10 protein-coding genes are annotated in these 15,049 nt (G+C 57.2%); 6 read left to right on the plus strand and 4 right to left on the minus strand.

All coding sequences use genetic code 11. The features are described 5' to 3' along the window. The 3 genes from pepT to JW953_22585 form a co-directional block, all read right to left on the minus strand. Nucleotides 1–1,136, minus strand: a 1,136-nt coding sequence (pepT, locus tag JW953_22575) for a peptidase T (protein ID MBN1995490.1), incomplete at its 3' end; no start/stop codon positions are given. 27 nt (nucleotides 1,137–1,163) lie between these two features. After that, entirely contained in the window at nucleotides 1,164–2,933 is a 1,770-nt protein-coding gene (locus tag JW953_22580; protein ID MBN1995491.1) for a M3 family oligoendopeptidase, read from the minus strand. Nucleotides 2,934–2,966: 33 nt separating this feature from the next. Beyond that, complete coding sequence (locus JW953_22585) at nucleotides 2,967–4,208, minus strand: aminopeptidase (GenBank protein ID MBN1995492.1); 1,242 nt, start codon at nucleotides 4,206–4,208, stop codon at nucleotides 2,967–2,969. A 173-nt stretch (nucleotides 4,209–4,381) separates the two neighbouring features. Between JW953_22585 and JW953_22590 the strand changes: the two genes are divergently transcribed. The 4 genes from JW953_22590 (at nucleotide 4,382) to JW953_22605 (ending at nucleotide 7,618) form a co-directional block, all read left to right on the plus strand. Beyond that, complete coding sequence (locus JW953_22590) at nucleotides 4,382–5,488, plus strand: P1 family peptidase (GenBank protein ID MBN1995493.1); 1,107 nt, start codon at nucleotides 4,382–4,384, stop codon at nucleotides 5,486–5,488. Nucleotides 5,489–5,646: 158 nt separating this feature from the next. Continuing rightward, complete coding sequence (locus JW953_22595) at nucleotides 5,647–6,000, plus strand: cyclic-di-AMP receptor (protein ID MBN1995494.1); 354 nt, start codon at nucleotides 5,647–5,649, stop codon at nucleotides 5,998–6,000. A 30-nt stretch (nucleotides 6,001–6,030) separates the two neighbouring features. Then, the gene (locus JW953_22600) at nucleotides 6,031–6,294 is read left to right on the plus strand and encodes a cyclic-di-AMP receptor (protein MBN1995495.1); all 264 of its coding nucleotides are present in this window, start codon (nucleotides 6,031–6,033) and stop codon (nucleotides 6,292–6,294) included. A 25-nt stretch (nucleotides 6,295–6,319) separates the two neighbouring features. Next, on the plus strand, nucleotides 6,320–7,618 hold the full coding sequence (locus tag JW953_22605) for an MFS transporter (GenBank protein ID MBN1995496.1): 1,299 nt from the start codon (nucleotides 6,320–6,322) through the stop codon (nucleotides 7,616–7,618). Nucleotides 7,619–7,629: 11 nt separating this feature from the next. Here JW953_22605 and JW953_22610 read toward each other — a convergent pair whose 3' ends face one another. After that, nucleotides 7,630–8,955, minus strand: a complete 1,326-nt coding sequence (locus JW953_22610; protein MBN1995497.1) for an SGNH/GDSL hydrolase family protein — start codon at nucleotides 8,953–8,955, stop codon at nucleotides 7,630–7,632. Nucleotides 8,956–9,064: 109 nt separating this feature from the next. On the opposite strand from JW953_22610, the gene JW953_22615 reads away from it, so the two are divergent. Next, nucleotides 9,065–11,983, plus strand: a complete 2,919-nt coding sequence (locus JW953_22615; protein ID MBN1995498.1) for a lamin tail domain-containing protein — start codon at nucleotides 9,065–9,067, stop codon at nucleotides 11,981–11,983. A 6-nt stretch (nucleotides 11,984–11,989) separates the two neighbouring features. Next, on the plus strand, nucleotides 11,990–15,034 hold the full coding sequence (locus tag JW953_22620; GenBank protein ID MBN1995499.1) for a glycosyltransferase family 39 protein: 3,045 nt from the start codon (nucleotides 11,990–11,992) through the stop codon (nucleotides 15,032–15,034). Nucleotides 15,035–15,049 lie beyond the last annotated feature (15 nt).

Raw genomic sequence — 15,049 nt, forward strand, 5'->3', positions numbered from 1 at the left:
AGGTTGGGGCAGGGCAGGCCCCGCTCGGTGAGTTTGGAGCCGTCGGTGCCGCCGCGAATGGGGCGAAAAACCGGCTCCAGCCCCATCTGTTCAATGGCTTCGGCGGCCAGGTCTACCGGGCGTTTGTCTTTTTCCAGCCAGTAGCGCATGTTGCGGTATTGGGGCGTGATCACGCATTCAATTTTGGCGCGAGGCTCGCCGGCCTGCACATTCTTACAGATTGATTGCACCAGCTCGCCGCGCGCGGCCAGGCCGTCCAGTTCAAAATCACGTAAAATAAGGTGCAGCTTGGCCTGGGCCGTGGCGCCGCGCATTTCGTACAGGTGAATAAAACCTTCCCGTTCGGCGGTGGTTTCCGGCGAGCAATGGTCCTGGGGCAGGGCGTCGGCAATTTTGGCGGCCAGGTGCAGGGCGTTGACCATTTTGCCTTTGGCCTCGCCGGGATGGATGGAAACGCCGGTGACGGTGATGGTGGCTTTATCGGCGGAGAAGGTTTCATAACACACTTCGCCCAGTTCGGCCCCGTCCAGGGTGTAAGCTACGTTGGCTGCCAGTTCCTCTAATTCTAAATTGGCTACCCCGCGCCCTACTTCCTCATCCGGGTTAAAGCAGAGCCGAATTTCACCGTGTGGAATCTCGGGGTTGGCCAGCAGGTGGGCAGCCATGGTCATAATAATGGCGACCCCGGCTTTGTCGTCGGCTCCCAGCAGGGTGTTGCCGCCGGCGGTGATGATGTCGTCGCCGTATTTGTGTTGCAGATAGGCAAAATCTTTTTCATCTAAAACCAGGTCAGGATTATCGGGAAAAGTAATCGGCGTGCCGCTGTACCGGCGCTGAATGATGGGCCGGACGCCCGTTCCGCTAAAGGCCGGGGTGGTATCCACGTGGGCCAAAAAAGCGACGGTAGGCAGATTGTTGGTGGAGACGGTGGCCGGAAGGGTGGCCAAGACGTAGCCGGGGCCGGTCAACGTCACGTCTTTTGCCCCCAGCGTTTGTAATTCGCCGGCCAGCAACCGCAACAAATCAAATTGTTTGGCGGTGCTGGGGGTTTTGGGGGAATCTTCCCGGCTTTGGGTGTCAATTTGCACGTAGCGCAAAAATCGTTCTTCAAGCTCTTTGAGAAATTGTTGGGTCATTGGGTCTCCATTTGCTTAAATGTCCGGTCAGCCCACCAGAGATACAAACTCAGCCACGTCGGCTAAAACGCGATCAACGGCAGTTTCCCAAAATTCCGGCTGGGTCAGGTCAACCCCAAGATGGGTTTGGGCCAATTGCTCTGTGGTCATCGAGCCGGTATCGCGCAGCAGGGCGATGTAACGATCCTTGAAACTTGGCCCTTCGGCCAGGGCCTGGGCGTAAACGCCGTTGCTGAAGAGATAACCAAAGGTGTAGGGGAAATTGTAGAAGGGCGCATCGGTAAAGTAAAAGTGCAATTTTGAGGCCCAGAAGAGGGGGTGATAATCGGCCAGGCCGTCTTTGAAGGCGGTCTTTTGCGCCGAGAGCATCAGGGCGGACAGTTCGTCTACGCTGAGGGCTTTTTGGGCGCGCTGCTCAAAAAAGGCGGTTTCAAAAATAAAGCGGGCGCGAATGTTCATCAGAAAGCCGGCGGCGTCGTTGAGTTTGGCCGCCAGCAGGCTCAAACGTTCTTGGTCATTGGTCGCCGCCTTGAGGCTGGCGTCGTTGATCACCGACTCGTTGAAGGTGCTGGCGGTTTCGGCCACGCTCATGGTGTAGCGGCGCGCGCCGTAGGGCAGGTCGCGCATAACCCAACTATGATAGCCGTGGCCCAACTCGTGGGCCAGGGTGCGGATGCCGTTGAAGCTGCCGTTGAAGGTCATAAAAACGCGGGATTGGCTGATCAGGGGAAAGCCGGTGCAAAAGGCGCCGGCTCGTTTGCCGGGACGGTTTTCAGCCTCGATCCAGCGCTGGTCAATGGCCATGCGGCAATAGTCGGCGATGTGGGGGTTGAAGGGGCGGATGTTGTCCACTACAAAATCGGCGGCTTCGGGGTAGGTGAAGGTTTGGGTGGTTTTGCCAACCGGGGCGTAAACGTCGTACCAGCTTAAGCGCTCCAGGCCCAAAATTTTGGCTTTGGCGGCAAAGTAGTCAAGCAGTTTGCTGTTTTTGGTTTCAATTACATGCCACATGGCCTCCAGCGTGGCCAGGGTGAAACGGTTGTCGAGCAGGGGTTCTTTGAGTACCGAGTCCCAGCCGCGGTGTTTGTAGAGCGACAACCGAAACCCGGCCTGATTGTTAAGGGCCTGGGCGCAGATTTTGGAGACCTTGCGCCAGGTGGATTCATATACGGTAAAGGCCTGGCGGCGGGTTTCGCGGTCGGGGTCGTCTTCGTACTTGTTTTGCAGTTGGCCCAAAGAGAGGGGCCGGCCCTGGAACTCCACTTCTTCGTCGCCGCTGACAATGCCGTAGAGCCGGTCCCAGGCGTGGTAGCCGTTGGTAGCCAGGTCGTTGGCCAGGCTTTCCAGAGCAGGAGACATTTTCTGGCGGGCCAGGTCGCGTTGCTCGTTGAGGTGAAAGGCCACCGCCCGGAGAGAAGTGGCCGCCAATAAATCCTGCCAGGCAGCGTCATCCTCTTGGGCAAAGCGCGCGCTCAGTTGGGTCCAATGATTGCCCAAACTCGCGCTCAACCGGTCTACGCGGGCCATTTCCTGAATGGCTTTGTCGTCCTTAACATCCTGCGAAATGAGACATTCAATAAAAGAGGCGGCCTGGTGCAGGCGAGCGCCTAACTGGTAGAGCGTTTCAATTTTTTCGACCCAGCGGGGCTGCCCGGCTTTGGTCAAGGGCGTGGGTAGATTTGAACCGTCAAAATCAGACAAATCGCGGGTCAAGGCCTCCAAAAATTCGGCCAGGGTGGGGGATTGGCTGCCCCCGGCAAAAATGGATTCTAAGTCCCAGGTGGCGGGAATGGTCATGGTTTGTTCTCCTTGAATAATTTTGATTTCCGGCTAAAAGGCCCACTCGCCCCGGCGCATCACCGGCTCAACAGCGCCGTCGCGGGTCAGGCCGTCAACGTCCATTTCAGCCGAGCCGATCATAAAGTCGGTATGGATCAGGCTGTTATTGCCGCCGGCGGCAGCAAACTGCTCGTCCGACATTGTGGGGCCGTGTTGCAGGCAGAAGCGATAAGCCCGCCCCAGGGCCAGATGGTTGGCTGCGTTTTCATCGTACAGGGTGTGGTAAAAAAGAATCCCGGCCTGGGCCACGGGCGAACTTTGCGGGGCCAGGGCCACTTCGCCCAACTTGGCCGCGCCCTCGTCGCTGTTGATCATTTTTTTGAGGGCGGTTTCGCCTTTTTTCGCGGCGGCCCCCACCACCCGCCCGTGGGCAAAGGTCAGGCTGAAATCCTCAATCAATACGCCGTTGTAGTTTAAGGGTTTGGTGCTGGCCACCACGCCGTTGGCGGTGTCTTTGTGGGGCATGGTAAAAACTTCTTCGGTGGGCAGGTTGCACACAAAAGAAATACCGTTTTGGCTTTGGCTTTGCCCACTTTTCCAAATGTGGTTTTGGGGGAGACCCACGGTGAAATTTGTGCCGGGGGCCGTGTATTTGAGGACGGCATATTGTTTGGTATTCAGGTAGTCCGCTGTTTTTTGCAAAATAGCCAGGTGTTCCTGCCAGGCGGCCAGGGGGTCGAGCCGGTCAAGGCGGCACACTTTAAAAATGACGTCCCAGAGTTGGGCCAGTTGTTTGTCCGGCGGGTCGTGGGGAAAGATTTTGGCGGCCCAGGCCGGAATAGGCATAGACACCAGGCACCAGTTGCTTTCGTCGGCCATCAATCTGCGGCGAAAGGGCAGCAGGTGTTCATCGTGGACCCGTTGGGCCAGAGAAACCAACTCCGGGTCCTGATCCTTGAGCAGATCCGGGTCAACCACGTGAATCGAGAGGGCGGCGTCGCCCTGTTCGGCGAATCCGGTCATCGCTTCGGTGCGCCAGGCGGGATATTCGGCAAAGGAGTCGCGCGGCGCGTACTTAAAGCGGGCCAGGGTGAGGGCGTCGTCGGACCACATTACGTCAACCAGCCTGGCCCCGGCCTGATAGGCGCTGGCGGCAATCAATCGCACCAGGGGCGCGGCCTCAACCGGCGCCCGCACCAGTAAACGCTGCCCGGCTTGCAAGCCCAGGCCCACCTTAACAATTAAATCCGCGTAATTTTGTAGTTTTTGGGCAAAGGTCTGACTTGTTTGCATTTTTGCCTCCGTTGGCATTGTCTCAAAACAACGCTTCAGTTTAGCCACAGTTTAGCTGGACTCTCCAAATTCTACTCAGATTTCCTCTGTCTCCAAATCAGAATCAGTTCAATGTTTGACCAGAATCTGCCTCCTGTAGTATAGTGGGCCTTAAAATCAAGAGGTTATTTATCATGGAACGAATGCGTTTACGAGATTTAGGTATCACCATTGGCAGACTTCCCCCCGGCCCTCACAATGCCATCACCGATGTCCCCGGCGTATGGGTGGGCCACAGCACATTAATCTACAATATGCCCCGCGTGGCCCGCACCGGCGTCACCGTGATTATGCCGCGCCAGGGCAAAATTTGGGAGAACAATGCTTTTGCCGCCTACTATGCCTTCAACGGCAACGGAGAAATGACCGGCGCCCATTGGATGAACGAAGTGGGATTACTAACTTCGCCCATTGCCCTCACCAACACCAACCAGGTGGGGTTGGTGAGGGATATGCTGATTGCCTATGAGCGCGAGCATTACATTGAAGGGGCTACGTTGCCGGTTGTGGCCGAAACTTTTGACGGCTGGCTTAATGATATTGACGCCTTTCACGTGACCAAGTCAAACGTATTTGAAGCCATTAACCGCGCTGCCGGCGGGCCGGTGACCGAGGGCAATGTGGGCGGCGGCACAGGCATGATTTGCCACGATTTCAAAGGCGGCATTGGCACGTCCTCCCGCCTTGTGCCCATTGACGACACACAGTACACGGTAGGCGTTTTGGTGCAGTCCAATTATGGCGACCGGCACATGCTGCGGCTCAATGGCCTGCCGGTAGGGACGTTCATTGACGAAACCGAAGTGGCTTTACCCTGGGGAGATACGCCGTCGCTGCCGGGAGGGTCTATTATTGTGGTCATCGCCACCGATGCGCCTTTGGTGGCCAACCAGTGCCGGCGGCTGGCTCAACGGGCCACCGTGGGCCTGGCCAGGGTGGGCGGCATTGGGCACAACGGCAGCGGCGATATTTTTATTGCCTTTGCCACCGGCAATGATCTGCCTTACGACATGCCGGTTTACGTGGATTTTAAAATGCTTCGCCACCAAAAACTGGACCCCTTTTTTGAAGCCGTAGCTGAGGCCACTGAAGAGGCCATTTGGAATTCAATAACCATGGCCGAGACCATGACCGGCTTCAAAAATAGAGTGGCCTACGCCGTTCCCCTGGACCGTTTGCAAGACCTGGCCCAAAAAAATTGCGGTTTTTTAGGATTTGGCGTGGCGACGCCCTGCCCGTAGGGGTGTCCGGCCGGACGCCCTTGCCAGATATACAATTTGTCGTGGACATTCCCAAAAACCCAAAATTGCGCCAGGCGAATAACGGGCAAATAAACCTCAAGGGCAAAGCAAACTGTTGCGCTACCGGCCAAGTGTGTTACAATATCGCCGGAGGAAACGTGTCTAAATCTTCTGCTACGCTGACGGTCAATCAATTAGTTATTGTTACCGCTTCCGCCTCTCAGGCCCATGCGCTCACCGAACGGTTGACCCGCGACGAGTTTTACGTAACTCAGATAGACACCAGCGGCGGCCTGTTATACGAGGCCACCGTCTCGTTGCTGATTGGGGTTGACCAGGCTCGCTTGCCGCGCCTGCTCAACCACATCCGGGAGTACTGCGCTACGGAGCAGCGGTTTGTGATGGCTTACGGCGAGGTCCCCCTGCTGGAAGCCCAGCCCATGATGCTGGAGGCCGAGGTGGGCGGCGCAACCGTTTACGTGCTCGATGTTGAACATTTTGAGCAGTTCTGAGCAAACTCTCACGAATGAGGCTCGTTATCTATGAAACTGATTATTGCTATTGTCCGCGATGTAGACGCCGGCCCGGTGGTTGACCAGTTGATCGCCCACCACTATCGGGTCACTCGGGTGGCCAGCACCGGCGGTTTTTTGCGGCGGGGCAATGTAACCTTGCTCATTGGCGCAGAAGAGCAAAAGGTCCGGCCAATTATTGCCCTGCTGCGAGAGGCCTGTAGCCCACCTGATCCCAATCATCACCGCGCTACAATTTTTGTGGTCAATGCCCCCCACTTTGAACAAGTCTAAAAAACCCCATTCTACCCGGAGCGCGATGGCCAAGTTGCGTATCAGGTTACACCTGATGCGGCGGCGGACCCGGCGTTTTACCGCCGGCGGGCGCTGGACCGAGCAGCTTCGTCCGGCGGTCAGGCAAAACTTGCGTTGGTTCTGGTTTGATGGGGTGTTTGCCAATGCCAGCGAGGCCGTTATCCTGGCTTACCTCTCGTTGTTTGTGCTGGCGTTAGGAGCCAGCCCGGCCCAAATTGGCCTGATGAGCGCGCTGTCCAGCCTGAGCGCGGCCCTGTTTCTGTTACCTGGGGCGGCGGCGGTGGAGCGGTGGGGGCATCGCAAACAAACGGTTGTTTTCAGCAGCGGGGTGGTAGGGCGGGCGATGTTGCTGTTGCTGGCCCTTTTGCCCTTGGCTTTTAACGGCCCTACGGCGGTGGTGATTGCCATTGGCCTGGTTGTGGTGCGCAACGCGGCCAATCACCTGGCGTTCCCGGCCTGGATGTCGCTCACGGCCGATATTGTGCCCCTGGCCTGGCGCGGTCGTTATTTTGGTTCGCGCAATATCATGATGAGCCTGGCCGGAATGACCACCACCTTTTTGGTGGGTTTGCTCATTACCTTTGTGGGCGGGTTAAAGGGCTACCAGCTTGCCCTGGCCGTAGCTTTTGTGATTGGGGCGGGAGCGACCTACAGTTTTAATCGTATCCGCGACCCGCTGGCGGCGGCGACCTCTCCTCAAAGCGGGCTAAATATCCTGGGCTTGTTTGGGCGTTGGCGGCAGGATGCGGGTTTCTGGATTTTGTGCGCCACTACGGCCTTGTGGAATTTTTCGCTGAATATCGCCGGGCCGTTTTTTAACGTGTACCTGGTGGATGGCCTCCAGGCCAAGGCCAGTATGGTGGGCGCGTTAAGCGTGGTTAGCAGCCTGGCCGCGCTGCCCAGCCAGCGCCTGTTTGGGGCGTTGGCCGACCGGTGGGGTCCGCGCCGGGTGCAGCTTTTGACCGGCCTGCTGATTCCCATATTGCCGTGGGGTTGGGCGTTGGTGCGCTCGTTGTGGCAATTGGTGCCGGTTGAATTTTTAGCCGGTTTCCTGTGGGCCGGTTATAACCTGGCCGCTTTCAATTTTTTGCTTACGCTGATGCCGGAAGGGCAGCGAGAGCGCTACTCGGCGCTTTATCAAATCATTGTGATGACGGCCCTAGCCGGCGGGGCGGCCCTGGGCGGCGTGATCGCCGAGTATGGAGGCTACAAGGCCACTTTTATATTTTCCGGCCTGGGCCGTTTGACCGCCGCCTTGCTTTTTGTGCGTTTTGTGCCGCAAATGGTGTCTGAAAAGTCATAGGCCGATAGATTTTAATCTTTAGCCTGTTGCGGCTCAGAAATAAAGCCGTTCTCTACCACCCATTGGCAAATAGCCTCCGCCGTCACTTGATGGCCCCGTTCGTTGATGTGGTTGTCTCTTTCAAAGTAGATGGGCGCGGAGTGGGCGGCGTCGTAGTGCCTGTAAATGGGCAATAGGTCCAGGCTGGGGATATTTTTTTCGGCCAAAAGTTGGCTGAGAGCCTGGTTAGGCGCGGCGTAGTTCCAGGCAATGCCGGCAATATCAACGCCGTAACGGTCGGCATATTTTTGATAGGTCTCCAGGTAGTAACGCTCCATGGCCTGTTTTCTTTGGGGCAAAATCAATACGCCCACGCCAGCATCGGCCGAGGCGCTGACCGCCTGGATTTGGGAGAGGGTTTGGCCGATAATGGCCCAACCTTCAACCAACTGGGCCGGTATCTCCGGGCCGTAGGGAAAATCCGGGGCAAAAACCATCAGGTCCAAATTTTTCCTAAAGTCATCCTGTGGCTCTTGTTCCTCCGGCGGGGGACCCCAAATTAAGGCAAAGGGCCACCGGGCCTGCCACTTCTCTTGCCAACTTTCCAGGCGACTGGCTGTCCAATGGTTGAACTGCGTATCGGGGTGAGCTAAAATGTAGTACGTGCGCGATCGGCGGCGCAAAAACCCCTCAAGGGCTGAAATGTCCTCATAAGGGCCGGGATTTTTCCATTCCACCCAGGTTTTCTGCAATTGGCCGCTTTCGTCCAACTCAATCAGGTAGCCCCCCATCGAGTTCAACCAACCGTCGCTGGACTGCCGGGCCGCGTAAGCATCAAGGTCGTCTAAAGAGAAGCCCACTAAAACCAGGTCTGGCCGGTAGCGCAGCCCCTCTTGCTGTAAAAAAAATAACTCCTCGGTGCTGGCGTAATAAGACACGCCGCCGTTGATCACCTCGATGGGCTGCCGGTAGTGGTTGTTCAAACAACCTTCCAAAAGATAAGGAAACCCCTTGTCTAGCGGCGTCACCAACGACTCGGTCACGGAATCGCCCAGCAGGAGAATGCGAAACGTTCCGGCCGGCTTTTGATAAGGATGTTCGGTATCATATAGTCCCCGGGAATTGATCTTTACCGGCACATCAATCTCGCCCTCAATCACATAGCGCGTGGCTGCATTGGGTTTGTGTTGCCAGCCAATGGCGGGATCGGTCTGGTATAATTCGTGCCGGTTCTGGTTATGCGTGGTCAGTGCCTTGAGCGCATTTTCCGGAAGCAAGTGCAGGCCGATTTCCACAATCATCAGGCCAAGCAAAAGGCCCAATAGCCTTGCCCCGATATTTTGAAGAAGTTGTTTCAATTGAAATTTCATCGGTTTGGTAACCTATTTTTGCCATTCCCAGGCTAAAGATTATCATACGTCTGAGGCGATAAGTCAATTCTTTAGACCGGCAGAAAGTATAGCCCAAATGCCCATGCTCATCAAACAGCGCCGCCAAACATTTTTTAAAATAGCCATGGCCCTGGGCCTGTTATTGGCCGGGATGCAAGTTTTTTTGACTGCTGCCGAAATCCGCCCCGGCGACCTGATGATCAGCGAGTTTGTGGCCGACAACGACGCCGGCCTGGTTGATGAGGATGGCGACCCTGTGGACTGGATTGAAATCTACAACCGCAGCAGCGAAACCGTCAACCTGGGCGGCTGGGCGCTCACCGACGACCCCAACCAGCCCCAAAAGTGGGTCTTCCCCGACATGACCCTGGGCAGCGGGAAATACCTGCTGATTTTTGCTTCTGGCAAAAATCGCAGCCCCACCGCCTCAGACGGCCCGGTACACGCTAACTTCAAACTCAACCGGTCGGGTGAATTTTTGGGGCTTTACAATATTTTCCAGCGTAGATTTGTGGACCAGGTACAGCCGCAGCCGCAATTCAGCAACATAGCCTACGGCCGCTACGGCTCCGAGCCGGGTTATAGTTACCTGGCCCACCCCACCCCGGGCCGGGCCAATAATCAGGGTCCGGTTTGGGCCGGCCTGGTGGCCGAGGTCAACTTTAGCCAGACGCGCGGCTTTTACGACGCGCCGTTTATGCTTGAATTGAGCACCACCACTCCCGCCGCCACCATCCGTTACACCACCGACGGCAGCGAGCCGGGCGAACACCGCGGCCTCACTTACACCGGGCCAATTTTAATTGATGCCACCACCCCGCTGCGGGCCATCGCCTTAAAACCCGGCTTTTTGCCGTCGTCCCCGGCCACCCACACCTACCTCTTTGCCAACGACATCCTGACCCAACCGCCCCACCCGCCCGGCTTGCCCCCTACCTGGGGCGCGCACGGCGACGATTACGAAGGATACGCGCCCGGCTCCCCGGTGAGCGCCGATTACGAAATGGACCCGGAAATCGTCAACAATCCGCGTTATCATGAAACCCTCCGGGATGGCCTTACCTCAATTCCCACGTTGTCTCTGGTGATGAACCGGCAAGCCTTTGCCGAACTTTACGCCAATCCCCGGGCGCAAGGAGTGGCCTGGGAGCGGCCGGTTTCGGTGGAACTGTTTTATCCCCGGGGCGATGGGCCGGCCTGGCAGGTTAACGCGGGCCTGCGCATGCAAGGCCACGCCAGCCGCCGCGAAAATATGCCCAAACATTCCTTCCGGCTATTTTTTAAGCGGGAATACGGGCCAACCAAGCTGGCTTACCCGCTTTTTCCGGATTCGCCGGCGAACAAGTTTGACACCCTCATCCTGCGCGGCGGGGCCGACCGCAGTTTTGCCGGTTGGCCCAAAAGCGGTTATGATTACCGGCTCACCACCTACACCCGCGACGAGTGGGTGCGCGCCTCGCAAATTGAAATGTCGGGGGAAGGCTCGCACGGCCTTTTTGTGCACCTTTACCTCAATGGTTTATATTGGGGCTTGTACAACCTGGTGGAAAGGCCGGACGCTTCTTTTATGTCGTCTTATTTTGGCGGTCAAAAAGAGGATTGGTATGTTAGAAATCACAGCGGCCCGATCAGCGGGTCGGACGGGAGGATCAAGGCGTTGGAACAGGAGCTGGCCGGGTTGGGGGGTCTTGATAACCTGGCTGGCGCCGAGCGGTACGCTGTGCTGGCCCGCTACCTCGACATCCCCCAATTTATTGACTACGTTATTTTGAACTGGTATGCCGGCACCAAAGATTGGCCCAGCAATAACTGGTATGCGAGCGTGCAAAATCCGGCGGGACAAATTAGATTTTTTGTCTGGGACGCCGAACACGCCTGGGTGAACGGCGCCGAAATTGTTTTGGGCCAGGTCAAACAAAAGAACCTGGTCCGGTTTTTCTTTGACGCGCTGCTGGAGAGCGAAGATTTTAAAATACAATTTGCCGACCGCGTTTACAAACACCTGTATAACGACGGCGCGCTCACCGACGCCAACGCCCAGGCCCGTTGGCTGCAACTGAACAACAACATTCAACAAGCCATTCCGGCTGAATCGGCTCGCTGGGGCGATGCCCGGTATGACGACCCGATTACGCCGGATGATTGGCGTCAGGGGCGGGATGCTGTGTTGGCCCAGATGGAGGGCAATGCCGCCAGGTTGGTTTTTTTGCTCCGGGAGGCAGGTTACTATCCTCCGGTTGACCCGCCGGCTTTCAACCAACAAGGCGGGCTGGCGCCCGCAGGTTTCAAATTGACTATGAACCTTCCCCCCATTTGTCAGGGGCAGGCGGCGGGGGAATGTACTATTTATTACACCGTTGACGGCTCCGACCCTCGATCCTGGGGCGCGGGCGGGATTGCGCCTGGTGCTTTGATTTACGAGTCGCCTCTAGTGCTGACCGGCGCCACTCATATCAAGGCGAGGGTGCTGGTTGGTGAACAATGGAGCGCCTTGAATGAGACTACGTTTAAAGTGATGGCCCAGGACCGGCCCTTACGGATCACCGAAATTATGTATAACCCGCCGGGGCCAGACGAGCTTGAGTTCATTGAGCTAAAAAATACCGGCCATGCCGACATAAATCTGTCGAATATGACCTTTGCGGGAATCCGGTACACCTTTTTCCCACATACCAGGCCGCTGGCCCCCGGCGAATTTTTGGTGTTGGTGCGTGATCGCGCCGCGTTTGCCCAACGTTACCCCGGCGTGCCCGTTGGCGGCGAATACGGCGGGCAACTTTCCAACAAGGGCGAAAAGATCACGCTCACAGACAGCCGGGGCGAAGTGGTGATCTCGGTTGAATACAGCAGCGAAAACGGCTGGCCCATCAGCCCTGATGGCCGCGGGGATTCCCTGGTGCTGGCCAGGCCAAATGGCGACCCTGACCATGCCCAAACCTGGCGGGCCAGCCTGAACCTGGGCGGCTCGCCCGGGGTGGATGAGCCTGGCCCATGAGTGTCTATGAGTAAAACATCGCCTCATTACCTCAAAAATCAATATACCTGGCTTTTGTGGCTTTTGATAGGGGTGGTGGTTGTTATCCCCCGCATTTTGGATTTGGACGTATTCTACGCCCGCGACGAACTGGCCGTGTGGCCCTGGGCCGATGAATTTGCCCTGGCCGTGTGGCAAGGCAACCCGGCCGGCACGCTGACCGAGAGTGATTATCCCGGCATCCCCCTGTTTTGGGCGCAGACCCTCTTTTTGACTCTTAAATACAATGTCCCGGCGCTGTTTCCGCACACCGGGCTGCCCCTGGAAAATCTTTTTGACGGCCGCACGCTTGACCTTTTGGCCGAACGTCGCCTGGTGGTGGGGTTATTTGTGAGTGGGCAAATTCTGGCCGCGGTGTGGTTGGCGCGGCGATTATTTGGTTGGACTGTGGCCCTGCTGGCGGTTGTTTTCTTGGGCCTGGACCCCTTCAGCCTGACCGAAGCGCGCGTGCTGCGCCTGGAAATGATTTCGGACCAATTTGTTTTTCTCAGCCTTTTAACCTACTTTCTCTACCTGCGCGAACGCCGGTGGGGTTGGATTCTTCTTTCGGGCGTGATGGCCGGCCTGGGCGTGTCCAGCAAAACAGCCGCCGGTTTGGTGGCGCCTTACATCTGGCTGTTGTTGCTGTTGGAGTTTGTTTTTGCCCGGCGCGCCCGGCCGGAAAAACTCAAACGGGTGGTGGTCAACGGCCTTATCTGGGCGGGCGGGGCTATTGGCATTTTTTGGCTGATCTGGCCGGCCATGTGGGTCAAACCTCTGGCGGCGCTCAATTATATTTTTGGGTTGGGCCTGTCACAGGCCGCCGAAGAAAGCGTGTGGCATGGCGATGTTTTCTTCTGGGGCCGGCTCGTGCCCAATGATCCCGGCCCGTTTTTTTATCCCGTGGTTTTGGCCTTTCGGACCATGCCGCTCACTTGGCTGGGCGTGGTCGCAGCCTTGCTGCTGCTGGGTTTGTTGATGTTTTACCCGCAGGGCAGTTATGCCCGCTTTCCCCTGTCTTCACCGGCCGGCCCCCGCCTGGGACGGCTCTCGTGGCCCGGCATGGCCCTGGTTTTACTGTTGACCTTCATCATCCTGCTCTTGCTGGAAATGACCCTGGTGATCAGCAAGGTTGACCGCTTTCTGCTGCTAATTTTTCCGGCTGTGGGGATGTTGAGCGCTCTTGGCTTGGCCGCTTTTTTTGAATGGCTGGCAAATGGGGCGGCCCGGTTATGGGCCAAACGCCGGGGCCAGGGAGTCGGCCAAGGAGTTGGCCAAGGAGGCAAAAGCCCAATCGTAGCTTCCGGCGTCCTGGCCGGCCTGATTGTTATCACCCTCGGTTTTCAACTCGGCCAGACCCTGCCGGTTCATCCCTATTATTACACGTATTGGAATCCATGGTTGGGCGGGGGACGGGCGGCTATGAACATGGTGCCGGTGGGCAGCGGCGAGGGGTTGGACCAGGTGGTGAATTATCTCAACCAGCAACCGGAGGCGGCGGAAACGAGCCTGGTTTGCGGCGCGTCTCAGCCCTGGTGTAAATGGTTGTTCAAGGGCGAATCGTTGCGTTATGCCAGCTATTTTGACGGTTCCTGGCTAAAGGCGGATTACGCCTCGTTGTACATTTCTCATCTCCAACGGCAAATTTATCCGCCGGAGGTGGTTGACTTTTTGCTGTGGCAAAAACCGTTGCGCCAGGTTGACTTGCAGGGCGCCACCTACGCCTGGCTGTACCGGGTGCCCGAGATTGAACATTGGGCCGGTCCCTTTAATGACCTGGCCGGATTGGGGCGTTTGTTGGGGTATAACCTGTCGCCCGGAGTGGAGGGTGGGGCCGGCGGGCCGGTTGGCGAGACCATCACGGCCACCGTCTGGTGGACCAATTTGGGGGCCGGTGTTGATCACCTGGTTTTGCGCTGGCTTGATGAAACCGGCTACGAGTGGGGTCGGGCCAGGGTCAGGCCGCTGCCCGAATATGCCTCCCTTCCACCTGAGCAGCGGGCCATTGTGGTGGGCACGGCCATGCTCACCATTCCCCCCACCACGCCGCCGGGCACTTATTTTTTGCGGGTGAGTGTGGTTGCGCCCGACGAGCAGGAACTGTTGGGCGACTTTGCGCTGCCTGCCACCGCCGACCAGTTAATCGTGACCCCCGGCCAGATTTTAACGAACCCGGCCCGGTTGGCGCCGGCTAACCCGGTTCATGAGGCTTTAAGCCAGGAAATCACCCTACTTGGTTTCACCCCGCCGGAGCAAGTGTTAAATGCCGCTTCGCCGGCCTGGCTTACCCTGTATTGGCAGGCCACAACCCCACCCCCTGACTATTGGGTCAACTTACGCTTGCTGGCCGGTACAGGCAAAGAGGTCGCGCACTGGCAGGGCCGGCCCGGTTACGGCCGTTATCCCACTTCTCAATGGCAGTCCGGGGAAATTGTTAAGGACGTGTGGGCTTTACAGGTTGAGCCGGATATCCCTCTTGGCTCGTATGGCCTGGAACTATCGCTTGCCCATCCTGACGGTACCCTCCCTGCCCCCTCTTACGGCCTGCTTTCCAATCTTGAAGTTTGGCCTCAACCCATCACCTATGACCTGCCCGACATGCAGGCTACCTTGAACGTAAACTTTGGCCGCCGCCTGACCCTGTTGGGTTACGATCTCTATTTTGATACGGATGGAGCCGGGCGGGGGTCCCTTGCGCCCACGTTTTATTGGCAAAGCCGGGCCGAGGGACAGGAGTCGTTTGACCTCCTGTTGACCTTACGCCAGGCGGAGACGAACCAGACGTTAAAACAGTGGTCGGCGCCGTTAGGGGGCGAATTTCCCAAAACTTTGTGGAAGGCCGGGGAAGTTGTCACCACCCTTTATCAATTTAACGTTGGCGCGATGACGGGCGGAAGCTATCACCTGGATATTGCCCTTAAAAATATGGCCACAAGGCAAGTTGAGCCGGTTAAGCTAACCAACGGCTCGGAAACCAACTTTGTTAGGATAGAAAATATTCAAGATAAAATTGTAATCCGGGTGATTAAATAAAAGTGTGAGACAGGA

The sequence above is a fragment of the Anaerolineae bacterium genome (assembly GCA_016931895.1).
Lineage (GTDB): Bacteria > Chloroflexota > Anaerolineae > 4572-78 > J111 > JAFGNV01.

What these genes read in the sequence shown, in the direction of transcription:
- JW953_22580 (MBN1995491.1), bottom strand. Translation starts at nt 2,933, where the DNA reads ATGACCATTCCCGCCACCTGGGACTTAGAATCCATTTTTGCCGGGGGC.
- JW953_22585 (MBN1995492.1), bottom strand. Translation starts at nt 4,208, where the DNA reads ATGCAAACAAGTCAGACCTTTGCCCAAAAACTACAAAATTACGCGGAT.
- JW953_22590 (MBN1995493.1), top strand. Translation starts at nt 4,382, where the DNA reads ATGGAACGAATGCGTTTACGAGATTTAGGTATCACCATTGGCAGACTT.
- JW953_22600 (MBN1995495.1), top strand. Translation starts at nt 6,031, where the DNA reads ATGAAACTGATTATTGCTATTGTCCGCGATGTAGACGCCGGCCCGGTG.
- JW953_22605 (MBN1995496.1), top strand. Translation starts at nt 6,320, where the DNA reads ATGGCCAAGTTGCGTATCAGGTTACACCTGATGCGGCGGCGGACCCGG.
- JW953_22615 (MBN1995498.1), top strand. Translation starts at nt 9,065, where the DNA reads ATGCCCATGCTCATCAAACAGCGCCGCCAAACATTTTTTAAAATAGCC.
- JW953_22620 (MBN1995499.1), top strand. Translation starts at nt 11,990, where the DNA reads ATGAGTAAAACATCGCCTCATTACCTCAAAAATCAATATACCTGGCTT.